This is a genomic window from Bradyrhizobium sp. Cp5.3, from assembly GCF_000426265.1.
In the GTDB taxonomy this organism is placed as follows: Bacteria; Pseudomonadota; Alphaproteobacteria; order Rhizobiales; family Xanthobacteraceae; genus Bradyrhizobium; species Bradyrhizobium neotropicale.
Window position 1 is genome coordinate 150611 of the sequence record NZ_AUFA01000008.1, and the last position, 20126, is coordinate 170736.

Sequence of the window (20126 nt, forward strand, 5' to 3'; positions counted from 1 at the left end):
AGAAGCAGTGAAGCGCGACCGATGAGCACGATCGATACCGGCCTGACGCTGCTGAAGAGCGCCGCCGGGCGCGTCTCCGCCGCCAATGGCTGGATGGGCAACGCGTTCAAGGGCTGGATGCCGACCGGCCTCTATGCCCGCGCGCTGCTGATCATGATCGTGCCGATGGTGGTGCTGCAATCGGTCGTCGCCTTCGTGTTCATGGAGCGGCACTGGAACACGGTGACGCGCCGACTATCCGCCGCGGTGGTGCAGGACATCGCCGCCCTGATCGACATCTACAAAGGCTATCCGCAGGACAAGGACCGCGACCAGATCCGCCGCATCGCGCAGCAGCGCCTCGGGCTCGTCGTCGATTTCCTGCCCGCCGGCGACATGCCGCCGCCCGGACCAAAGCCGTTCTTCTCGCTGCTCGACCAGACGCTGTCGGTGCAGCTCGGCCGCCAGATCGGACGTTCGTTCTGGATCGACACGGTCGGCCGCTCCAACCTCGTCGAGATTCGCATCCAGCTCGATGACGCCGTGATGCGCGTGTTCGCGCAGCGCAGCGCCGCCTACGCGTCGAACTCGGAGATCTTCCTGTTCTGGATGGTCGGCACGTCCTCGATCCTCTTGATCGTGGCGGTGCTGTTCCTACGCAACCAGATCAAGCCGATCCTGCGCCTTGCAGACGCCGCGGAAAGTTTTGGCAAAGGCCGCGAGGCGCCGAACTTCAGGCCTAGAGGCGCGCGCGAGGTACGGCGCGCGGCCGTCGCCTTCCTCGAGATGAAATCGCGCATCGAGCGCGCGATGGAGCAGCGCACCGCGATGCTGGCCGGCGTCAGCCACGATCTGCGCACCATCCTGACCCGCTTCAAGCTCGAGCTGGCGCTGATCGGCGACAGCCCGGAGCTCGAGGGCATGCGCAAGGACGTCGACGAGATGTCGATGATGCTGGAGGATTACCTCGCCTTCGCCCGCGGCGATTCCGGCGAGCAGGCGCAGCCGACCGACATGGCACAGGCGCTCGAAGAGCTGCGCAGCGACGCCGAACGTCACGGCCACATCGCGACCGTGACCTTCCACGGCCTGCCCGTGGTGACCGTGAAGCCAGCCTCGTTCAAGCGCTGCCTCGCCAACCTCGTCACCAATGCCGCGCGGTATGGAAAGACCATCGCCATCGCCGGCCAGCGCGATCACCGTTATTTGACCGTCACGGTCGACGACGACGGACCGGGCATCCCCGTCCATCTGCGCGAAGAGGTGTTCAAGCCGTTCCTCCGCCTGGACAACGCCCGCAACCAGGACGAAGGCGGCACGGGCCTGGGGCTTGCCATCGCCCGCGACATCGCGCGCTCCCATGGCGGCGACATCACGCTCGGCGACAGCCCGATGGGTGGCCTGCGGGCGAGCGTAAGGATTCCGGTCTAAGCCGCGGCTTGCAGCTTGTCCGCGAGGTCGATGAAGCTGGTCGCATAGATGTCGAACCAGCTCTCGGGCGAGATGTCGGGCGCCGCGTCGGGTCCGAACTCCAGAGGACGAGGCACGAAGGCTGTCTTCATGCCGAATGCGCGAGCCGCCTTCAAATCGTACTTGTGGCAAGCAACCATCAGAATCTGATATGGGCGATAGCCAAGGTAGTCGACGGCGAGTTGATAGACCGCCGGCGCAGGTTTGTAACTCTTGGCCAGTTCCGCCGTCAGCACGGCATCGAACGGCAGGCCGGCATTTTTCACCAGGGCGATCACGCTGGCCATGCCTGCGTTCGACAACGTCGACGTCAGATAATGTCGGCGAAGCCGAGTCAGCCCCTCGATCGCATCCGGCCAGGCGTCAAGCCGCGTCCAGACATTGTTCAGTTCGTCACGCTCGGCCCCATCCAGACGATCGGACAAGCCGTGCGTCTCGACGAGATCGTCCAGCGCCTCCCGGTAGATGCGATCAACCCGCAACCAGCTCCTGCGGCCTGCGATCACCGCGTCCATCGCGGCGCGGTACAGCTCACGCCATTCTGCCGAAAAGGCAGCCCAGTCGATCTCCAATCCCTTCTCGCTGTTGATAGCGGCGCCAGCCCGCAGGATCGGCTCATAGAAATCGACGCAGGTGCCCTGCACATCGAATACCATCGCCTTGACGTTCGCCAGCTGGCCAGGGCCCACCATGACGCGCGCCACCTATTTCGGCAGCAGGTTCTTCAGCTTGTCGGCGTCGCGCGTGTTTATCTTGAAGCCGCCGGGCATCACGATGTCGCCGGGCTTCTGATCCGGCTTGCAGGCCCCGAGCCACTTGGCTTCGATCATCGTGGTGGCATCACGCCCTGCCGCGCCGGCGACGCCACCTTGCGCGTGCGAGGTGCTCTTCACCGTGTAGGCCGAATTGAAATCGCCGGTGATCTCGGCATGCGAGGTCGTGGTCACGCCGGCGACGCTGCACTCGGAATCGCTGACATAGCCCGTCGCCGTCTTCTTGATGTCCTGCTTGGAGCAAATCTGCTTGGCCATCGGGGAGACGTTGTTGCTCATCTCCTTGTCGACGGTCTCGTCGGTGCAGTGCTGCATGGTCATTTCCGGCATCGGCGAGCCGGTCCTGACCATCTTCATCTCCCATAGGCCGGCCTTGCGCGTCGGCAGATCGTCGGCACGGGCCGCGCCGGCCGACAAGGCGAGGCAAACGGCCGAACCGAGCAAAGCAAGTTTGCGCGTCATGCGAGAAGCTCCCGGCAGTATCGTGGCCTTACGAAAGACGCCTCAATAGAGCGTGCGGATCGGCTGCTCGGCCGGGCCATAGGGCACCCAGCGGCAGGAAAACGAGATGTAGCCGCCCTCATAGGCCTGCACGGCGAGGAATTTGACCACCTTGCCGTACCGTGCGCAGTGATCGACCGCGACCTGCCGCGCATCGACCTGGGTCGCCATCGAATAGGCGATGATGCCACCGGTGTCGTTACCCTTGAACGGGGGCACCGGCAGGATGTCGGCGCCCGCCGGCTGGCTCGCCAGCATTCCCGAGATAACCAGGCTGGCAAAAAGGCCCGCGGCCGCAATGATTCGCATTCCCGTCACTCCATTTGGCTGGGGCCAGTTTACGGTGCCTGGACGACGCTGAAAAGAACGGAAGGCCCGTCTGCTGCGCCGTTATTGTCAACTCGTCGACAAGTGTTGCCGTGCTGCACTTGACCTCCTCCGGCCTTCGCGGCACCGTCCGACCCTCCATGCCTATTGGATTGCCCATGCGCGCCCTCTCGACCTCCCTGAAATCGCTCCGCCTTGCCGCGGGGCTTGGCCTCCTGTTCGGGGCGCTGTCGCTCGGCGAGGCCCGGGCCGCCAATCCGCTGGAGCTGAACTTCTGGCTGGACGGGCCGCGCTATGACGGCCGCGTCGCCGATTGCGACAAGGCGCTGCCCACGATTGCCACCCAGTTCTGGGAGAAGGAAAGCTCCTTCTGGAATTCGCCGCTGAAGATCACCGGTTTCGCCGGTGTCCACGAGATCGCCTTCCGTCCCTGGCAGTCCGACAACATTCCGCGCCGCTACTGCACGGGCCAGGCCATGCTGACCGACGGCAAGGCGCGCACGGTGCATTTCTCGATCATCGAGGACGGCGGCTTCGCCGGCTTCGGCCAGGGCGTCGAATGGTGCGTGGTCGGGCTCGACCGCAACTGGGCCTACAATCCGTCCTGCCGCGCGGCAAAGCCCTGATTCGGGCTGGGCGGCGCCTCCGATACGGGCCGCCCCACGAATTTTGTTCTTGAAATGTTCTTGTCGCCTGCTAGGCTTCCTCGCACAGTCTAGTTGAGGGGGCGTCGTCATGTTTCATTCCAGATTGCAGTCGTTTTCCCGCCTGATGATCTCGCTCACGCTGGCCGCCGGGCTGATGTCGCTCGCGGGCGCTGCGATGGCACAGGACAGGCGGCAGAACGCACCCGGCGAATTCGATTTTTACGTATTGTCGCTGTCGTGGTCGCCGTCCTTCTGTGAAGAGGCCGCAGAGCGCGGCCGCGGCGGCGGGCGCTCCCAGATGCAGTGCGACGGCCGGCCCTATTCCTTCGTGGTGCACGGGCTCTGGCCGCAATATGAGAGCGGCTTTCCGGAATACTGCCAGCGGCCGGCGCCGCGACTCAACCGCAGCATCGTCTCCTCGATGCTCGACCTGATGCCGGCGCCCGGCCTGATCTTCAACGAGTGGGACAAGCACGGCACCTGCTCCGGGCTCAGCGACCGCAATTATTTCGAGACAATCCGGAAAGCGCGCGCGGCGATCAAGATTCCGGCCGAGTTTCTCGACCTGTCGCAGGCCAAGACCGTGGCGCCGGCCGAGATCGAGGAAGCCTTCATCAAGGCCAATCCGGGCCTGAGCAATGCGGCGATCTCGGTCACCTGCAACCGGACGCGACTGTCCGAGGTCCGCATCTGCCTCAGCAAGGACCTGCAATTCCGCGCCTGCGAGGAGATCGAGCGCCGCGCCTGCCGCCGCGACCAGGTGACGATGCCGCCGATCCGGGGCGGTTAGGGCCGCGAGATCCGTCATTGCGAGCGCAGCGAAGCAATCCAGACTGCCGCCGCGGATAGATTCTGGATTGCTTCGCTGCGCTCGCAATGACAAGTGGTTGGGGATCGCGCAAGACAAAGTAGCCCCTGCCCCATGAACTACCGCCACGCCTTTCACGCCGGCAACTTTGCCGATGTCATCAAGCACATCGTGCTGGCGCGCATCCTCACTTATCTGCAGGAGAAGCCGGGCGCGTTCCGCGTCATCGACACCCATGCGGGCGCCGGCCTCTACGATCTCGAAAGCGATGAAGCGCGCCGCGGCGGCGAATGGCTGACGGGCATCGCGCGGCTGCTGCAGGCGCGGCTTTCGAACGAGACCGCGGCGCTGACGAAGCCCTATCTCGACATCGTCCGCGCTTTCAATCCAAAGGGCGAGCTCAAGGCCTATCCGGGCTCGCCGCTGATCGCGCGCGGCCTGTTACGCCCGCAGGATCGCCTCGTCGCCTGCGAGCTCGAGCCGAAGGCGCGCAAGGCGCTGATCGATGTGCTGCGGCGCGACGAACAGGCCCGCGTGGTCGATCTCGACGGCTGGGTGGCGCTGCCTGCCTTCGTGCCACCGAAGGAGCGGCGCGGGCTCGTGCTGATCGATCCGCCCTTCGAGGCAAAGGACGAGTTCGAACGGCTGGGCGAAGCCTTCTCGGCAGCCTTCGCGAAGTGGCCGACCGGTATCTATGTAATCTGGTATCCGGCCAAGAGCCGGCGTGCCACCGACGCACTGGCGCGGCTCGTCGCGCAGGCCGCGGCCGCAGCGAAGCCGAGTGGAAAATGCCTGCGGCTCGAATTCAGCGTCGCGCCGCAAGTCGACGGCGCACTCACCACTACCGGGCTCCTGATCGTCAATCCTCCCTACACGTTGCAAAGCGAGCTCAGGACGATTTTACCCGAGCTGGAGAAGCCGCTCGGCCAAGGCGGCGCCGCGCGCTTCCGCCTCGAGGTGCCGAAGCCGTAAAGCTCCGGCATCCTTGGGAAAAATATGCATGAATGGTAGTCAATATGCAGAGAACCGTATTATGCTGTGTTCGTGACTGGCTTTACGTTCCGCTTCCGCGAATGGTTGCGGCGGAGTGAAGGCCTAAGAAAGATCCGACCGGGCAGAAGTGTCCGCCCAAGGATGGCCAGCTCCCGGGCTCAGTAATGTCCGGTCATGTCATGACGTGAGTCTGCGTCATGACGGAGGAGCAATGCGGGGGAGGAGTTTCCCGATGGCCATGACGGGGACGGTTAAATTCTTCAACGGCGAGCGCGGCTACGGCTTCATCAAGCCGGACGACGGCGGTCGCGATGTCTTCGTTCACATCACTGCTGTGGAGCGAGCCGGTTTGAAGGATCTTGCCGAAGGACAGCGCATCACGTTCGAAGTCGAACCGGACAAGAAGGGGAAGGGACCAAAGGCGGTCAATTTGGTGATCCTCTCCTAGCGAGCCTGACGCAAAAAAATCCCGGCCGCGAGCGGCCGGGAGGGTAATGTCCGGTATTTTCTTCTTCAGCTATCAGAAGTGATAGTTCACGCCCGCGCGCACGACGCTGGCGGTATAGCCGTTTGACACGCCTGTAATTGCGAACTGACTCGTCGACAGATCGATGTAGAGGTATTCGAGCTTGGCGCTCCAGTTCGGCGCAAGCCCGACCTCGGCGCCGACACCCGCAGTCCAGCCGGCGGTGGTGTGCGACTCCGTAAAGCCGAACGTCTGTCCTTTCAGCTCACCGAAGGCGAGACCAGCGGTGCCGTAGAACAGCACGTTGCTGAAGGAATAGCCGGCGCGGCCGCGCACGGTACCGAACCAGGGATTGGAGAACTTCCACGGCGCAAAGGTGTCGTCCGCGCCGGTCGCCTGGATGTCGCCCTCGATGCCGAACACCCACGGACCGTTCTGGAAATTGTAGCCCGCCTGCACGCCGCCGACGAAGCCGGAGGGGTTGGCGGGATTGCTGGTCACCGAGCCCCATTCATAGCCGATGTTGCCGCCGAGATAGGGGCCGGCCCAGCTATAGGCATTGAGCGGCTGATTGACGGTATAGGGCGCACCCTGCCCGTAATTGAGATCGGCGGCCTCTGCCGAAGCTGTCCAGCCGGCTGCAACCAACGCGGCTGCGCCCACAACGAGCCTCTTCATCACACTCTCCAACGCAACTGCCGCAACCGTGCGAGACGAGCGCCGCCGCGCTGCGCCCGGCCGAATGGTTACCGAACCAAGACCTTTTCGCGTAGGATTTATCGAGAGTTTTAAGTTAAAGGGTTGTTAAGGCCGGTTACCGCGCTCTTAACAGACTTAAGGAAGCGTTACCGGGAACTGCGCCCGCCCTCTGTGCGTGTCGCAGGTGCGGAACTTCAAATCGGCGCCACCAGCGCTTAAATTTGCCCCATGGATCACGATTCCACCGACAACCCGGACACTGCGCGCGCGCGCAAGGCCCGGCGCGGCGCGGCGCTGGATGCGCCGCCCGAGGATCTGGCGCCTCCGGACGTCGACCCCGCCGCCGCAAGCGGCGAGGACGACGACGAGGCGCGGCTGCCGGACATCCTGGAAGAGAGCGGCGCGGTCGGCGAAGGCCCGCTGGCGACGGGCCATGAGGCGATCGAGCGCGCGGTCCGGCTCGCCCCCACCTCGCCCGGCGTCTATCGCATGCTGAATGCGAATGCCGACGTGCTCTATGTCGGCAAGGCCAAGAACGTCAAAAAGCGCCTGTCGAACTACGCGCGCGTGGGCGCGCCGCAGCCGGCCCGCATCCTGCGCATGATCGCGGCTACGGTCACGGTCGAGATCGTCTCGACCACGACCGAGACGGAAGCGTTGCTGCTCGAGGCCAACCTCATCAAGCAGCTCAGGCCGCGCTTCAACGTGCAGCTTCGCGACGACAAGTCGTTTCCCTATATCCTGATCACCGGCGACCATTGGGCGCCGCAGATCCTGAAACATCGGGGCGCGCAGACCCGCCCCGGGCGGTACTTCGGGCCGTTCGCCTCCGCCGGCGCCGTCAACCGCACCATCACGGCCTTGCAGCGCGCCTTCCTGATCCGCTCCTGCACCGATTCGTTCTTCGAGAGCCGCACCCGGCCCTGCCTGCTCTACCAGATCCGCCGCTGCGCCGGTCCCTGCACGCGCGAGATCGATTTTACGGGCTATACGACGCTGGTGCGCGAGGCGACCGACTTCCTCTCCGGCAAGAGCCATGCGGTGAAGCAGGAGCTCGCCGCCGAGATGGAGAAGGCCTCCGGCGAGCTCGAATTCGAGCGCGCCGCGCTCTACCGCGACCGCCTCGCCGCGCTCTCGGCAATCCAGTCGCAGCAGGGCATCAATCCGCGTACCGTGGAGGAAGCCGACGTGTTCGCCATCCACCAGGAGGGCGGCTTCTCCTGCGTCGAGGTGTTCTTCTTCCGCACCGGACAGAACTGGGGCAACCGCGCCTATTTCCCGCGCGCGGAGAAGACCTTCACTCCGGAGGAAGTGCTCGGCTCCTTCCTGGCGCAGTTCTACGACGACAAGCCGCCGCCGAAGGTCATCCTGCTCTCGCACGAGATCGAGGAGAGCGAGCTGCTTGGCAATGCGCTGTCGATCAAGGCCGGCCACAAGGTCGAGGTCACCGCGCCCAAGCGCGGCGAGAAGAAGGAGCTCGTCACCCACGCGCTGACCAATGCGCGCGAGGCGCTGGGACGCAAGCTCGCCGATACCGCAACACAAAGCCGCCTGCTCGAGGCGATGGCCGGGACCCTGAGCCTGCCGCATCCCCCGAAGCGCATCGAGGTCTACGACAACAGCCACATCCAGGGCACCAATGCGGTCGGCGCGATGATCGTCGCCGGCCCGGACGGCTTCGTGAAGAACCAGTACCGCAAGTTCAACATCAAGTCCGAAGGCCTCACGCCCGGCGACGACTACGCCATGATGCGCGAGGTGCTGCAGCGCCGGTTCAAGCGTCTGCTCAGCCCGCCGGAAGAGGGTGCGGCCAAGGCCAAGGACGACGATTTCCCGCAATGGCCGGACCTCGTCATCATCGACGGCGGCCGCGGCCAGCTCAACGCCGTCCGGGAGATATTCGAGGGCCTCGGCCTCACCCAGGTCTCGCTGATGTCGGTCGCCAAGGGGCCGGACCGGGATGCCGGCCGCGAGACCCTGTTCATGCCGGACCGCGAGGCGATCAAGCTCGAGCCGCGCGATCCCGTGCTCTATTTCATCCAGCGCCTGCGGGACGAGGCCCACCGTTTCGTCATCGGCTCGCACCGCAAGCTGCGCAAGAAGGACATCCGCGAGGCCGGTTTGCAGGAAATCCCGGGCATCGGCCCGTCACGCAAACGGGCCTTGTTGCATCATTTCGGGACCCTGAAGGAGATCGAGCGGGCCTCGATCGCCGATCTTGGCAAGGTTCCGGGGGTGAGCGCCGAGAGCGCCCGCAGGATTTTCGAGTATTTCCATCCCCAGCCGGGGTGAATTAAAGGGGACCGTGGTCATATGGTCGTCGTGTCCGCGCCCCATTTGAGGAGCGGGACGGTTGACCTTCATGCCACAGCGGTATTGGTAGAACGGATGAACATCGCCACGACACGAGGGGCCACCAAGAGCTCGCTGTCCCTCCCGAATATCCTGACCTACGCCCGGATCGCTGCGGTCCCGGTCGTGGTCGGGTGCATCTATGCCCAGTCGATCATGGATCAGCCGCTCTGGCTGCGCTGGGTGGCGGTCGCCATCTTCATCGCGGCGGGCGTGACCGACTACCTCGACGGCTATTACGCGCGCATCTGGAATCAGCAATCAGCGTTCGGGCGGATGCTCGACCCGATCGCCGACAAGCTCCTGGTCTCCTCGTGCCTGTTGATGCTGGCTGCCGACGGCATCATCCATGGCTGGTCGCTGTGGGCCGCCATCGTCATCCTGTGCCGCGAGATCCTGGTCTCGGGCCTGCGCGAATATCTGGCGGCGCTGCGGGTCAGCGTGCCCGTGACCAAGCTCGCCAAGTGGAAGACCACGATCCAGCTCGTCGCGATCGGCTTCCTGCTCGCGGGTGAAGCCGGCGACCAGGTGGTGCCGGTGGTCACGCAGATCGGCCTGTTGCTGCTGTGGATCTCGGCGATCTTCACGATCTACACCGGTTACGATTACTTCCGAGCCGGCATCCATCACCTCATCAAGGAGGATGAGGGATGAAGCTGAAATACTTCGCCTGGGTGCGCGAGCGCATCGGCACGGCCGAGGAAACCGTCGAGCCGCCTGCGAGCGTGCGCACCGTGGAGGAGCTGATCGCCTGGCTGTCCGGCCGGAGCGAGGCCTATGCCTATGCCTTCGAGAAGCCGCAGGTGATCCGCGCCGCGATCGACCACGCCCATGTGAGGCCCGACGCCGCGATCGCGGGCGCCCGCGAGATCGCGTTCTTTCCGCCGATGACCGGCGGCTAGGCCCATGACCGGCCCCGTCACCATCCGCATCCAAGAGACCGATTTCGACGTCGCCCACGAGATCGCGGGCCTGACGAAGGGCCGTACCGACATCGGCGCGGTCGTGAGCTTCTCCGGCATCTGCCGCGGCGACGAGGACAGCGCCAAGATTTCCGCGCTCACGCTCGAGCATTATCCGGGCATGGCGGAGGAAGAGATCGGGCGCCATGTCGACGAGGCGACCTCGCGCTGGCCGCTGGACGGCGTCACGATCATCCATCGCGTCGGCCGAATCATGCCCGGCGAAAACATCGTGCTGGTGGTGACCGCCTCGCAACACCGCCAGGCGGCGTTCGAGGCGGCCGAGTTCCTGATGGACTACCTCAAGACCAGTGCTCCGTTCTGGAAGAAGGAAGAGAGCGCCGCCGGCACCGGCTGGGTCGAGGCCCATGCCCGTGACGACGAGGCCGCCGCACGCTGGACCAAATCCTGATGGCAAGAGCATCCAAGAAGACACCGCGCGGCCGCGCCGCGCCGAAACTCGCGAAGGTCGGAGCGGGCGAGCTCGTGACGCTGATCGATTTCGTCCGCTATGCGGTGAGCCGCTTCGTCGAAGCCAAGCTCGCCTTCGCGCACGGCACCACCGATCCCGTGGCGGAGGCCGCCTTCCTGGTCTGCGAGGCGCTTCATCTCCATCCCGACCAGTTCGAGGCCTTTGCCAATGCCAGCGTCACCAAGGCGGAAGGCAAGGTCATCCTCGATCTCATCCACAAGCGCGTCACCACCCGCAAGCCGGCCGCCTATCTCGTCAACAAGATCTACATGCGCGGCCTGCCCTTCTATGTCGATGAACGCGTGATCGTTCCGCGCTCCTTCATCGGCGAACTCCTTGAGTCGCATTTCGGCAGCGACGGCGAAGCCGGCTCGCTTCTCGACGATCCCCTGGCCGTCGGACGGGTGCTCGATCTCTGCACCGGCTCGGGATGCCTCGCGATCCTCGCCGCGCATCATTTCCCGAACGCCGCGATCGATGCCGTCGACATCTCCAAAGGCGCGCTCGAGGTTGCCACGCGCAATGTCGGAGAGCACGGGCTCGATCACCGCATCACGCTCCATCGCGGCGATCTGTTTGCGCCGCTTGGCGACAGCAGCTACGACCTGATCATCTCCAATCCGCCCTATGTCGACGCCGATGGCATGGCCGCGCTGCCGCCGGAATGCCGGGCCGAGCCGAAACTCGCCTTCGATGGCGGCGCCGACGGGCTCGACGTGGTACGTCGCATCCTGCGCGATGCGCCAAAACATTTGGCGCCGGAGGGCGGCCTGCTCTGCGAGATCGGGCGCGGGCGCGACTTGCTCGACGAAGCCTTCCCGGAACTGCCACTGCTCTGGCTCGATACCGAGGAGTCCGAGGGCGAGGTGTTCTGGATCTCCGCCGCCGACCTCGGCTGATCGCGGCAACAGGCCCCGCGTCCCGTCGGAACAAGTCAAACACCGCCACGTTCATCCCCGAACGAAACGTCTCGGCTGCCGGAGGATGTCCGTATGCTTGCGCCATCGGGCGAATTGCTGCGCGCGGGGTTGACGCTCAAGGCCAACCACCTCAAGCGCGCCACACAGTCCTATCTGCGCGACCGCGCCAACCAGACCACCGGCAGGATAACCTCCTACGCGATCGCCGCGGGATTGTTCGCGGTCGCAGGCCTGCTCGTTATCGCGGCCTGCTTCGTCGGTCTGATGGCGCTGTTCCGCTGGATCGAGCTCGCTTACGGGCAGTTCTGGGCCTTCGGCGCGGTCGGCGCGGTGCTGCTGGCGGTCGCAGCAATCTGTGCCGTCGTGGCCATGGTCATGATGCGTCGTCCCGCAAAATCCGTCGTGCCTCTCGCCAGCCGCCTGCGCGTGGCGATCGCGACGCCCCGGATCCCGCGTGGAACGGTGAAGGAAGCCGTCAAGGAGGTCGCGACCACGATACCTCTGGTGCCGCTCGCGCCGGGCGAAAGGGGCCAAGACAAGGATCATGGCGGCAGAGCCTCGCCCCTTCGCAGCAACCGGCCGGTGCAACTGGGCTTGATGCTCGCAGCCGTCGGGCTGTTGGGCGTGACGGCGGCGCGCCGGAGGCGCCGCGGCCGATCGGACACATGATGCAGGCGCGGCGCTCCGAGCAGCTCGATAGCTGGCTTCTGGTCGCGGCCACCACCGTGCTGGTCCTGACCGCGGAACGCTACCTCCAGGCGTCCGGCTTCATGCAATCGGAGCCTGTGCAGGATCGCCGCAACAAAGAGGCAAGTTCGCCCGAGACGAACGCAGCCCGCGCGGCCGCGCAGCCCGGCCGTGGCCGCCGATCGAAAAGCCCGTTCGCGATCCCCTGGGCGGGGTGGAAGGATATTGTCTGGCGCACCTATCAGCGCATTGGTGACGACCGGCTGCTCGCGACGGCGGGAGGCGTCGTCTTCTTCGGGTTGCTTGCAATCTTTCCCGCCGTGACTGCGCTCGTCTCATCCTACGGCCTGTTCGCCGATCCCGCGACGATCAGCGCCAATCTGCAGAAGCTCGCGATGATGCTGCCCGAGGGCGCGTTCCAGATCGTCGAGGACCAGGTCGGGCGCGTGGTGTCGAAGGGCAACACTGCGCTTGGCGCCACCTTCCTGTTCGGCCTCGTGCTTGCGATCTGGAGCGCCAATGCCGGCGTCAAATCCATTTTCGACGCTCTCAACGTCGCCTATGAGGAGCGGGAGAAGCGCAGCTTCATCCGGCTCAATCTGGTGTCACTGGCCTTCACGATCGGCGGCATCGCGGCGCTGCTGCTGATGGTCGGCACCGTGGTCGCCTTCCCGCTCGCGCTCAATCATCTCGGCCTCGCCCCCGAGAGCAAGCTGATCATTGCGCTCGCCCGATGGCCGCTCTTGTTCGTCATCCTGCTGATCGCGCTGGCCGTCCTCTACCGCTTCGCCCCCAGCCGCGACTCGCCGCAATGGCAATGGCTGAGCATCGGCGCGGTGACGGCCGCGGTGCTCTGGATCGCCGGCTCGGCGCTGCTGTCCTGGTATCTCTCGGAATTCGCCAACTACAATGCGACCTACGGCTCGCTTGGCGCGGCGATCGGCTTGATGATGTGGATGTGGGTGTCTGCCATCGTCATCATGTTCGGGGCCGAGCTGAACTCGGAGATCGAACGGCAGACGCTGCGGGATACGACCGAAGGGCGGCCCAAGCCGCTCGGCAGCCGCGAAGCGGTCTCGGCCGATACGGTCGGGGCCGCCGCACCGTCCTAGTTCGGTAGGGTCAGGCCGAACGTGCCGGCCTGACCACCGCCGCTCGGTTCAACGCTTGCTGATCACCGCCTCAAGATATTCGCTGTGCACGACCACCGTGCCGTCGTCGGCATGATTGAACTCGCCGAGCAGGGCGAGGAGATCGCGGCGCAGGGCCGTCTGGCCGGTGTCGTCGAGTGCGGCGAAGGCTTTCAGCATCGGGCCATAGAACGACTTGAACACCTCGAGCCAGTGCTCGGGCGAACGGTAGCGGAACACGAACATCCTGGGCTCGGCGGCGATCTCGGAGGCCTGGCTGCCGAACATCTCCTCGAGGCGCGCCGGGGTGCCCCACAGGGCCGGCGACTTCACGCCCGCCGGCGGCGGCAAATGCTTGCCGATCGTCTTGAAGAGCTGACCGATGAAACCCTGCGGCGTCCAGTTCGCGAGCCCGATCTTGCCGCCGGATCTGCAGACGCGCGCGAGCTCGGCGGCCGCCTTGTCCTGATCCGGCGTGAACATGACGCCGAAGGTCGAGAGGACGACATCGTAGCTCGCATCGGCGAAAGGCAGCGCTTCGGCGTCCGCCTCGCGAAATTCGATCATCAGATGCTCCGCCGCGGCCCGCTCGCGCCCGCGCTTGAGCAGCGCCGGCACGTAATCGGTGGATGTGACCTCGCACCAGCGCCGTGCCGCGGCCAGCGTGGCATTGCCGTTACCGGCGGCAACATCCAGAACCTTGCTGCCGGCGCGCAGGTCGAGCGCTTCGCAGAGCTGCTCGCCGACGATCTGCAAGGTGGTGCCGACCACGGCATAATCGCCGGACGACCAGGCCCCGTGCTGACGCTGCTTGACGGCGGCAAGGTCCGGTTGGGCGTCGATCTTGTTGCTGAGCGCTGCGGCTGTCGACATGGCAATCTCCTGCGGTTGAGAGTGCCGGGACGATAGGGCGCATGTGGCCGACTGGCCTTGAGAGCCCCGTTATTTTACCCTGAGAGCCGCTTGATTTCCGAGCGGGAGCCGGGGCGAAACGTGGCATTCAAGTTCGAGGACTTCGTGCTTGATCCCGCGCGCCGCGAATTGCGGCGGGCAGGAACGCTTGTCGCGCTCGAGCCCCAGGTGTTCGATCTCCTGATCTATCTGGTCCGCAACCGCGACCGTGTGGTGACGCGGGATAATCTGCTCGATGCGATCTGGAACGGCCGCGTCGTCTCCGATTCCACGCTGACGAGCCGGATCAACGCGGTGCGGCGCGCGGTCGATGATTCCGGCGAGGAGCAGCGGCTGATCCGCACCATCGCGCGCAAGGGCGTGCGCTTCGTCGGCGAGGTGCGAGAGGCCGCCGTCGCCGGCAGTCCCGACATCAAGGTCCAGCCGGTCGAGGCCGCGCCGGCCGGCCTGCCGCTGCCCGATCGTCCTGCGATCGCGGTGCTGCCCTTCACCAACATGAGCGGCGAGGCCGAGCAGGATTATTTCTCCGACGGCATCAGCGAGGATATCATCACCGCGCTGTCGAAGCTGCGCTGGTTCTTCGTCATCGCGCGCAACTCCTCCTTCATCTACAAGGGCCGGACCGTTCACCTGCGGCAGGTCGCAAAGGAGCTCGGCGTGCGCTACGTCGTCGAAGGCAGCGTCCGCAAGGGCGGCGGCCGTGTCCGCATCACGGCGCAGCTCAACGACGTCGCAACCGGCAGCCATCTCTGGGCCGAACGCTATGATCGCGAGCTTGCCGACGTCTTCGCCGTGCAGGACGAGATCACGGAGGCCATCGTCGCCGCGATCGAGCCGCAGCTCTATGCCGCCGAAAGCTTTCGCGCCCAGCGCAAGCCGCCCGACAGCATGGATGCCTGGGACCTGTTGATGCGCGCGCTGTCGCATTACTGGCGCGTGACGCGACAGGATCATGTCGTAGCCCAAGCCCTGCTCGAAAAGGCCATCGCCCTCGACCCGAACTACGGCAAGGCGCTCGGGCTGCTCGGCACCAGCTATATGTTCACGGCCCATATGGGCTGGATGGAGATGGCGGCCGCAATGCCGGTCGCCGAACGCGCGGCGCGCGCCGCCATCCACATCGACGACGAGGATGCCTGGGCCCACAACGCGCTCGGCCACGTCCATCTGTTCGCGCGGCGGTTCGACGACGCGCTCGCCGAATTCGAGACCGCGCTGCGGCTCAATCCGAACTTCGCGCTGGCGCAGGGCTATTATGGCCTCGTGCTCAGCTATTGCGGCCGCTGGCGGGATGCCGACGCCGCCGCGCGCCGGGCCATCCGCCTCAGCCCGCGCGACCCCTATGCACCGGTCTATTTCGGCATCGCCGCCTATGCCCGCTTTCTGGGCGCCGACTACGAGGAGGCGATCCGGCTGGCGCAGGAGTCCTTGCGCCAGCGCAGCGACTTCGTCGGCGCGCACCGGGTGCTGACCTCCGCCGCCGGCATGGCCGGACACGCCGAGCTCGCCCGTGCGGCGCTCCAGGAACTCCGCCGCGCCCAGCCGAATGTCTCGCTCGCCTGGATCGCCGAATTCATGCCGATCAAGCTCGCCCCCGACCGCGAGCGCTACCTGGAAGGCTTTCGCCGCGCCGGCCTGACCTAGGCCGCGAACAGGCTGCTATCCCCTCGAATCAACAATGATGTTAAGCTCGCTTCGCTTGGGGGAGCATGAGGCGTGACGGGTTCGAATGGCGACCCGTGTTTTCCCGGTCAGGCAGTCAGCTCTTGAGGCGTAACGCGCGGCATGATTCGCATTTCGACGATCTTCATCGCCATCTGCATGGTTCTGGTCGCGGCCTCGCTCGGGCTTGTGCTGTATTCGGTTGCCGGCATCAGCGGAACCGAATCCGCCATCGTGGCGCTGACCGCGCTGACCTTCCTGATCCTCTACAATGCGGTGTCGATGCGGCTGCGCGACCGCAGCGACGTCGGCGGCCAGATCGCCGACCTGTCGCGCGGCACCGCGGACCTTGCCCGCCAGGTGGCCGAGTTCGGACGCCGGCTCGCGGCCGTCGAGGGGCGCGTCGCTTCGGCGAACTCGACCAACTCCGACCGGATCCAGTCGGTGGTCGGCGAGATCAACGAGCTCGGTGGACTGGTCAAGCAGCTCGCCGCGACTGTGTCGGCCCATGAAGACCTGCTGACCACCGCCACTCCGGCTGCGGCCGACCCGGTTGCGGCCGCCCCGGTTGCAAGGCCGGAACCGGAGGCACCGCTCGAACTGCTCGCAACGTTCGAGGAGAAGCCGACCGCTCCCCCGTTGCCGGCCGCGACGTCGACGCCCCCCGCTGCGCCGCGCCCTGCCCCCGCCGTCCAGAGCACTGCCGGACGAACCCAGACCCAGCTCCTGGCGACGCTGCGGAACGCGATCGACGAAAACCGCATCGACCTCTTCCTCCAGCCGATGGTGACGCTGCCGCAACGCAAGGTCCGCTTCTACGAGGCGGTGACGCGGGTGCGCGACGAGCGCGATCAGCTCATCGCGGCCGAGGAGTTCATCAGCATCGCCGAAGCCTCGGGGCTGATCGGGCGCATCGACAACATGGTGATGCTGCGCTGCGTGCAGGTGCTGCGCCGCCTGATGGTGCGCAACAAGGATGTCGGCGTGTTCTGCAACGTCGCGGCGTCCACGCTCGGCAACTCCACCACCTTCGCCCAGTGCCTCGACTTCCTCGAAGCCAATCGGGCGCTGGCGCCGTCGCTGGTGCTGGAGTTCAAGCAGTCGACGTTCCGCAATCTCGGCCCGGCCGAGACCGAGAACCTCGCGGCGCTCGCCCAGCGCGGTTTCCGCTTCTCGATCGACCATGTCACGGACTTGCGGATCGAGCCGCGCGAGCTCGCCGACCGCGGCGTACGCTTCATCAAGGTCCCGGCCGCCCTCCTGCTCGATCCGAGGCAGGCCTCGGCTTCGGACATCCATCCTTCGGATCTGTCCGACCTGCTCGGCCGTTTCGGCATCGATCTGATCGCCGAGCGGATCGAGGGCGAGCGCGCGGTGGTCGACCTGCTCGATTACGACGTGCGGTTCGGCCAGGGCTTCCTGTTCGCGCCACCCCGGCCATTGCGGCCGGAGGGGGCATCTGCTACCGCCGGGGCCTCGCCGAACCAGGCGCAGGACATTCAGGGATCCAATGGCACCGGTACTCCCAGCCCGGCCGCGACGTCTGGCACATCTCCGTCACAACGCATCACCGGCAACGCGGCGCTCGCGCGCCGCATCTGATCGGTCGCGCGCATCATGACCACGCTGCATTTCGCCGAAAGCCTGCGTGAACTCGTGGGCGGTGTGGAGGTCGTGCTGAGCGATATCTGGGGCGTGGTCCATAACGGCCTGGAATCCTTCCCAGAAGCCTGCGAGGCGCTGCACACTTATCGCAGCCACGGTGGTACGGTGATCCTGATCACCAATGCACCGCGCCCCGCCGACTCCGTGCAACGGCAATTGCGCAAGCTCGGCGTCGCCGACGAGACCTATGACGCGATCGTCTCCTCGGGCGATCTGACAAGGCTCTATGTCGCCGACCATCCCGGCCGCAAGATGTTCTGGCTCGGCCCCGAGCGCGACAACTCGATCTACCGCGGCCTCAATGCGGTGACCGCGCCGCTGGAGGAGGCCGACTACATCGTCTGCACCGGCCTCTATGACGACGAGACCGAGACTGCGGAAGACTATCGCGGCATGATGCTGAAGGCGCGCGAGCGCAAGCTGACGCTGGTCTGCGCCAACCCCGATATCGTGGTCGAACGTGGCGACCGGCTGATCTATTGCGCCGGCGCGATCGCCGAGCTCTATCGCGAGCTTGGCGGCGAGGTGATCTTCTACGGCAAGCCGCACCGGCCCATCTACGAGCGCGCGATGGCGCTCGCCGGCGAACGCCAGGGCCACCAAATCGACCGGAAGAAGGTGCTGGCGATCGGCGATTCCGTCCGCACCGACCTCACCGGGGCGCGCGAGTTCGGCATCGACTGCCTGTTCGTCACCCGCGGCATCCATTCCGAGGAGTTCGAGGGCCTCGACCAGCTCGACCCGGCTTCCGTGATGGAGCTGTTCGGCCACCCGCCGAAGGCGCTGATCCGCGAACTGAAGTGGTGACGCTCTAGCCTCTCGTCGTCATCCGGATTCGATGCTTCACATCGCCCCCGAATGACAGTCGAGAGGCGCAAATGCCCGGGACCAGCCCGGGCATTCAGATATCTCTGATGACGATTGGGCGCCTTACGCGCTCGCCATGTCCGGGAAGACCGCCTCGATCTTGGTCTTCAGCGTCGCCGCGTTGAACGGCTTGACGATGTAATTGTTCACGCCGGCCTTCTTGGCCGCGATCACGTTCTCGGTCTTGGATTCGGCCGTGATCATGATGAAGGGCGTGGTCGCAAGGTTGGGATCCGCGCGCACTTCGCGCAGCAGGTCGTAGCCCGTCATCGGCTCCATGTTCCAGTCGGAGATCACGAGCCCGTATTTCTTGCCGCGCATCTTGTTCAGCGCCGCCGAACCGTCGCTGGCATCATCGATATTGTCGAAGCCAAGCTGCTTCAGCAGATTCCGGATGATACGGATCATGGTGCTGTAGTCATCCACCACCAGAACCGGCATCGACAAATCAACCGCCATCTCGACTCCCCCAACGCATACCCAGGATTACTGCCATCGGACCTGCCGGACCTGAGGTCCCGCGGTTCCACGGTTCCAGGACTAGCACCAAGGCGTTAAACAGCGCGTTAACTGCGGAGGCCGGCGAAGGACTGAAATCGTCTCCAAGGCGGCCGTATCCCCCGCTTGACTTCGTCCGGCGGGTCAAGCCACGGTCCCGGCCGGTCCCGCCGGCTTGAGAATTCCCCTGATGGTCCCGCATTTTACCGTTATCCGCGACACCACACCGGCTTCCGCGATCCCGCGGGGCTCCGTGGTCGCCATGGGCAATTTCGACGGGGTCCATCTCGGCCACAGGGCGGTGATTGCAGCGGCCCTGGAAATGGGCCGGGCGCACGGTCGTCCGGCACTGGCATTGACCTTCGAGCCGCACCCGCGCCGGTTTTTCAGCCCCAACACCCCGCAATTCCGTCTGACCGACGAGCCGGCGAAGCTGCGGCTCTTGGCCGGCACCGGGCTTGCCGGCGCCGTGGTCATGACCTTCGACAAGGCCCGCGCCGGGACCAGCGCGCAAGATTTCATTCACCATGACCTGATCGACCGCCTCGGCGTCAGCGGCATCGCCGTCGGCTACGACTTCCATTTCGGCAAAGGCCGGGTCGGCTCGCCCAGCCTGCTCGTCAACGAGGCACCCCGGCTCGGCATCGAGGTCGACGTGCAGGCGCATGTCGATATCGATGAGCGGCCGGTCTCCTCCAGCGCCATCCGGATCGCGCTCGCGGAAGGGCAGCTCGACGAGGCCACCGCCATGCTCGGTGCTCCCTGGTTCGTGACCGGCGAGGTCGTCCATGGCGAAAAGCGCGGCCGAGACCTCGGCTATCCCACTGCCAACATCCGTCTGGATGCCAATTGCGGCCTGAAGCACGGCATCTACGCGGTGCGGGTCGGCCGTGGCACCGAGCGCCTGGACGGGGTGGCGAGCTTCGGCCGCCGCCCGACCTTCGACAATGGCGCGCCGCTGCTGGAAATCTTCCTGTTCGACTTCAAGGGCGACCTGTACGGACAGGTGCTGGACTGCGCCTTCATCGGCTTTATTCGCGAAGAGCTGAAGTTCGACAGTATCGAACCCCTGATCCGCCAGATGGACGACGACTCCGCCCGCGCCCGCGCCGTGCTGGCCGCCGCCCCGGACGCGTTTCCGAGGCTGGGAACGATCGATTGAGGGGGGAAACGGCCCCGTTCCCCGCCCCCTTTGCGCTTCCCCGGCCCGGCTGCTATGGAGAGCCCATGTTTGCGCGGCGCATCATAGGGATTAGCGGCCCGGCTTCCGCCTGAGCCATTCGGCTCGGCGCAAGACCGGGATTTTGTCGTTTCACCCCGCGATTCCAGTCGCCAT

At 65.5% G+C, this 20126-nt stretch carries 22 protein-coding genes; 16 read left to right on the forward strand and 6 right to left on the reverse strand.

The genetic code is table 11. From position 1 onward, the window contains the following. The first annotated feature begins 21 nt into the window (after window positions 1–21). Window positions 22–1410 (forward strand): ATP-binding protein, encoded by a 1389-nt coding sequence (locus K289_RS0112930; RefSeq protein ID WP_027551898.1) that lies wholly within the window; start codon window positions 22–24, stop codon window positions 1408–1410. On the opposite strand, the gene K289_RS0112935 is transcribed toward K289_RS0112930, so the two are convergent. Genes K289_RS0112935 through K289_RS0112945 form a run of 3 tightly spaced genes read right to left on the reverse strand, consistent with a single transcriptional unit; the run spans window position 1407 to window position 3032 of the window. Beyond that, window positions 1407–2153, reverse strand: a complete 747-nt coding sequence (locus tag K289_RS0112935) for a haloacid dehalogenase type II (RefSeq protein WP_245283905.1) — start codon at window positions 2151–2153, stop codon at window positions 1407–1409. The two genes, K289_RS0112930 and K289_RS0112935, sit on opposite strands and share 4 nt — an antisense overlap. After that, window positions 2154–2684 carry a DUF3617 family protein gene (locus K289_RS0112940; protein ID WP_027551900.1) on the reverse strand — a complete coding sequence of 177 codons (531 nt, stop codon included), beginning with the start codon at window positions 2682–2684 and terminating at the stop codon, window positions 2154–2156. It lies immediately after the preceding gene. Window positions 2685–2726: 42 nt separating this feature from the next. Next, window positions 2727–3032 carry a hypothetical protein gene (locus K289_RS0112945; protein WP_027551901.1) on the reverse strand — a complete coding sequence of 102 codons (306 nt, stop codon included), beginning with the start codon at window positions 3030–3032 and terminating at the stop codon, window positions 2727–2729. Between the two features lie 176 nt (window positions 3033–3208). Here K289_RS0112945 and K289_RS0112950 point away from each other — a divergent pair, with 176 nt between their 5' ends. The 4 genes from K289_RS0112950 to K289_RS0112965 all read left to right on the forward strand — a co-directional run bounded on the left by K289_RS0112950 (window position 3209) and on the right by K289_RS0112965 (window position 5946). Beyond that, complete coding sequence (locus tag K289_RS0112950; protein WP_027551902.1) at window positions 3209–3676, forward strand: hypothetical protein; 468 nt, start codon at window positions 3209–3211, stop codon at window positions 3674–3676. 109 nt (window positions 3677–3785) lie between these two features. Then, window positions 3786–4487, forward strand: a complete 702-nt coding sequence (locus tag K289_RS0112955; RefSeq protein WP_027551903.1) for a ribonuclease T2 — start codon at window positions 3786–3788, stop codon at window positions 4485–4487. A gap of 132 nt (window positions 4488–4619) precedes the next feature. After that, complete coding sequence (locus K289_RS0112960; RefSeq protein WP_027551904.1) at window positions 4620–5477, forward strand: 23S rRNA (adenine(2030)-N(6))-methyltransferase RlmJ; 858 nt, start codon at window positions 4620–4622, stop codon at window positions 5475–5477. A gap of 253 nt (window positions 5478–5730) precedes the next feature. Then, complete coding sequence (locus K289_RS0112965; protein WP_008544396.1) at window positions 5731–5946, forward strand: cold-shock protein; 216 nt, start codon at window positions 5731–5733, stop codon at window positions 5944–5946. Between the two features lie 72 nt (window positions 5947–6018). Here the strand turns inward: K289_RS0112965 and K289_RS0112970 are convergent, their stop codons facing one another. Further along, window positions 6019–6642, reverse strand: coding sequence for an outer membrane protein (locus tag K289_RS0112970; protein ID WP_027551905.1), 624 nt, complete (start codon window positions 6640–6642; stop codon window positions 6019–6021). Between the two features lie 249 nt (window positions 6643–6891). Between K289_RS0112970 and uvrC the strand changes: the two genes are divergently transcribed. The 7 genes from uvrC (at window position 6892) to K289_RS0113005 (ending at window position 13168) form a co-directional block, all read left to right on the forward strand. Next, window positions 6892–8955, forward strand: a complete 2064-nt coding sequence (uvrC, locus tag K289_RS0112975) for an excinuclease ABC subunit UvrC (protein WP_027551906.1) — start codon at window positions 6892–6894, stop codon at window positions 8953–8955. Between the two features lie 96 nt (window positions 8956–9051). Beyond that, complete coding sequence (pgsA, locus tag K289_RS0112980) at window positions 9052–9669, forward strand: CDP-diacylglycerol--glycerol-3-phosphate 3-phosphatidyltransferase (protein ID WP_027551907.1); 618 nt, start codon at window positions 9052–9054, stop codon at window positions 9667–9669. Beyond that, window positions 9666–9917, forward strand: a complete 252-nt coding sequence (gene moaD / locus K289_RS0112985) for a molybdopterin converting factor subunit 1 (protein ID WP_027551908.1) — start codon at window positions 9666–9668, stop codon at window positions 9915–9917. The genes pgsA and moaD overlap by 4 nt, the downstream gene beginning before the upstream one ends. Window positions 9918–9921: 4 nt before the next feature. After that, window positions 9922–10389, forward strand: coding sequence for a molybdenum cofactor biosynthesis protein MoaE (locus tag K289_RS0112990; protein WP_027551909.1), 468 nt, complete (start codon window positions 9922–9924; stop codon window positions 10387–10389). Further along, complete coding sequence (prmB, locus tag K289_RS0112995) at window positions 10389–11348, forward strand: 50S ribosomal protein L3 N(5)-glutamine methyltransferase (RefSeq protein WP_027551910.1); 960 nt, start codon at window positions 10389–10391, stop codon at window positions 11346–11348. Before K289_RS0112990 ends, prmB begins: the two co-directional genes overlap by 1 nt. Before the next feature lie 93 nt (window positions 11349–11441). Then, on the forward strand, window positions 11442–12038 hold the full coding sequence (locus tag K289_RS0113000) for a hypothetical protein (protein ID WP_027551911.1): 597 nt from the start codon (window positions 11442–11444) through the stop codon (window positions 12036–12038). Then, a complete protein-coding gene (locus K289_RS0113005) occupies window positions 12038–13168 on the forward strand; it encodes a YihY/virulence factor BrkB family protein (RefSeq protein ID WP_027551912.1) in 1131 nt (376 codons plus the stop codon). Before K289_RS0113000 ends, K289_RS0113005 begins: the two co-directional genes overlap by 1 nt. A gap of 48 nt (window positions 13169–13216) precedes the next feature. Here the strand turns inward: K289_RS0113005 and K289_RS0113010 are convergent, their stop codons facing one another. Further along, window positions 13217–14059: a class I SAM-dependent methyltransferase gene (locus tag K289_RS0113010; protein ID WP_027551913.1), complete on the reverse strand. Its 843-nt coding sequence runs from the start codon at window positions 14057–14059 to the stop codon at window positions 13217–13219. A gap of 120 nt (window positions 14060–14179) precedes the next feature. Between K289_RS0113010 and K289_RS0113015 the strand changes: the two genes are divergently transcribed. From K289_RS0113015 to K289_RS0113025, 3 genes are all read left to right on the forward strand, one after another. Further along, window positions 14180–15742, forward strand: a complete 1563-nt coding sequence (locus tag K289_RS0113015; protein WP_027551914.1) for a winged helix-turn-helix domain-containing protein — start codon at window positions 14180–14182, stop codon at window positions 15740–15742. A gap of 141 nt (window positions 15743–15883) precedes the next feature. Continuing rightward, window positions 15884–17362, forward strand: a complete 1479-nt coding sequence (locus tag K289_RS0113020) for an EAL domain-containing protein (RefSeq protein WP_027551915.1) — start codon at window positions 15884–15886, stop codon at window positions 17360–17362. A 15-nt stretch (window positions 17363–17377) separates the two neighbouring features. Next, window positions 17378–18232 carry a TIGR01459 family HAD-type hydrolase gene (locus tag K289_RS0113025; RefSeq protein WP_027551916.1) on the forward strand — a complete coding sequence of 285 codons (855 nt, stop codon included), beginning with the start codon at window positions 17378–17380 and terminating at the stop codon, window positions 18230–18232. A gap of 123 nt (window positions 18233–18355) precedes the next feature. Here K289_RS0113025 and K289_RS0113030 read toward each other — a convergent pair whose 3' ends face one another. Continuing rightward, window positions 18356–18751, reverse strand: a complete 396-nt coding sequence (locus tag K289_RS0113030; protein ID WP_027551917.1) for a response regulator — start codon at window positions 18749–18751, stop codon at window positions 18356–18358. A 229-nt stretch (window positions 18752–18980) separates the two neighbouring features. Here K289_RS0113030 and K289_RS0113035 point away from each other — a divergent pair, with 229 nt between their 5' ends. Continuing rightward, window positions 18981–19952 carry a bifunctional riboflavin kinase/FAD synthetase gene (locus K289_RS0113035; RefSeq protein WP_027551918.1) on the forward strand — a complete coding sequence of 324 codons (972 nt, stop codon included), beginning with the start codon at window positions 18981–18983 and terminating at the stop codon, window positions 19950–19952. Window positions 19953–20126 lie beyond the last annotated feature (174 nt).

What these genes read in the sequence shown, in the direction of transcription:
- moaD (WP_027551908.1), top strand. Translation starts at nt 9,666, where the DNA reads ATGAAGCTGAAATACTTCGCCTGGGTGCGCGAGCGCATCGGCACGGCC.
- K289_RS0112940 (WP_027551900.1), bottom strand. Translation starts at nt 2,684, where the DNA reads ATGACGCGCAAACTTGCTTTGCTCGGTTCGGCCGTTTGCCTCGCCTTG.
- K289_RS0112970 (WP_027551905.1), bottom strand. Translation starts at nt 6,642, where the DNA reads ATGAAGAGGCTCGTTGTGGGCGCAGCCGCGTTGGTTGCAGCCGGCTGG.
- K289_RS0113020 (WP_027551915.1), top strand. Translation starts at nt 15,884, where the DNA reads ATGATTCGCATTTCGACGATCTTCATCGCCATCTGCATGGTTCTGGTC.
- K289_RS0112965 (WP_008544396.1), top strand. Translation starts at nt 5,731, where the DNA reads ATGGCCATGACGGGGACGGTTAAATTCTTCAACGGCGAGCGCGGCTAC.
- K289_RS0112955 (WP_027551903.1), top strand. Translation starts at nt 3,786, where the DNA reads ATGTTTCATTCCAGATTGCAGTCGTTTTCCCGCCTGATGATCTCGCTC.
- K289_RS0112930 (WP_027551898.1), top strand. Translation starts at nt 22, where the DNA reads ATGAGCACGATCGATACCGGCCTGACGCTGCTGAAGAGCGCCGCCGGG.
- K289_RS0113000 (WP_027551911.1), top strand. Translation starts at nt 11,442, where the DNA reads ATGCTTGCGCCATCGGGCGAATTGCTGCGCGCGGGGTTGACGCTCAAG.
- K289_RS0113005 (WP_027551912.1), top strand. Translation starts at nt 12,038, where the DNA reads ATGCAGGCGCGGCGCTCCGAGCAGCTCGATAGCTGGCTTCTGGTCGCG.
- pgsA (WP_027551907.1), top strand. Translation starts at nt 9,052, where the DNA reads ATGAACATCGCCACGACACGAGGGGCCACCAAGAGCTCGCTGTCCCTC.
- K289_RS0112945 (WP_027551901.1), bottom strand. Translation starts at nt 3,032, where the DNA reads ATGCGAATCATTGCGGCCGCGGGCCTTTTTGCCAGCCTGGTTATCTCG.
- K289_RS0113025 (WP_027551916.1), top strand. Translation starts at nt 17,378, where the DNA reads ATGACCACGCTGCATTTCGCCGAAAGCCTGCGTGAACTCGTGGGCGGT.
- K289_RS0113035 (WP_027551918.1), top strand. Translation starts at nt 18,981, where the DNA reads ATGGTCCCGCATTTTACCGTTATCCGCGACACCACACCGGCTTCCGCG.
- uvrC (WP_027551906.1), top strand. Translation starts at nt 6,892, where the DNA reads ATGGATCACGATTCCACCGACAACCCGGACACTGCGCGCGCGCGCAAG.
- K289_RS0113010 (WP_027551913.1), bottom strand. Translation starts at nt 14,059, where the DNA reads ATGTCGACAGCCGCAGCGCTCAGCAACAAGATCGACGCCCAACCGGAC.
- prmB (WP_027551910.1), top strand. Translation starts at nt 10,389, where the DNA reads ATGGCAAGAGCATCCAAGAAGACACCGCGCGGCCGCGCCGCGCCGAAA.
- K289_RS0113030 (WP_027551917.1), bottom strand. Translation starts at nt 18,751, where the DNA reads ATGGCGGTTGATTTGTCGATGCCGGTTCTGGTGGTGGATGACTACAGC.
- K289_RS0112950 (WP_027551902.1), top strand. Translation starts at nt 3,209, where the DNA reads ATGCGCGCCCTCTCGACCTCCCTGAAATCGCTCCGCCTTGCCGCGGGG.
- K289_RS0112960 (WP_027551904.1), top strand. Translation starts at nt 4,620, where the DNA reads ATGAACTACCGCCACGCCTTTCACGCCGGCAACTTTGCCGATGTCATC.
- K289_RS0112990 (WP_027551909.1), top strand. Translation starts at nt 9,922, where the DNA reads ATGACCGGCCCCGTCACCATCCGCATCCAAGAGACCGATTTCGACGTC.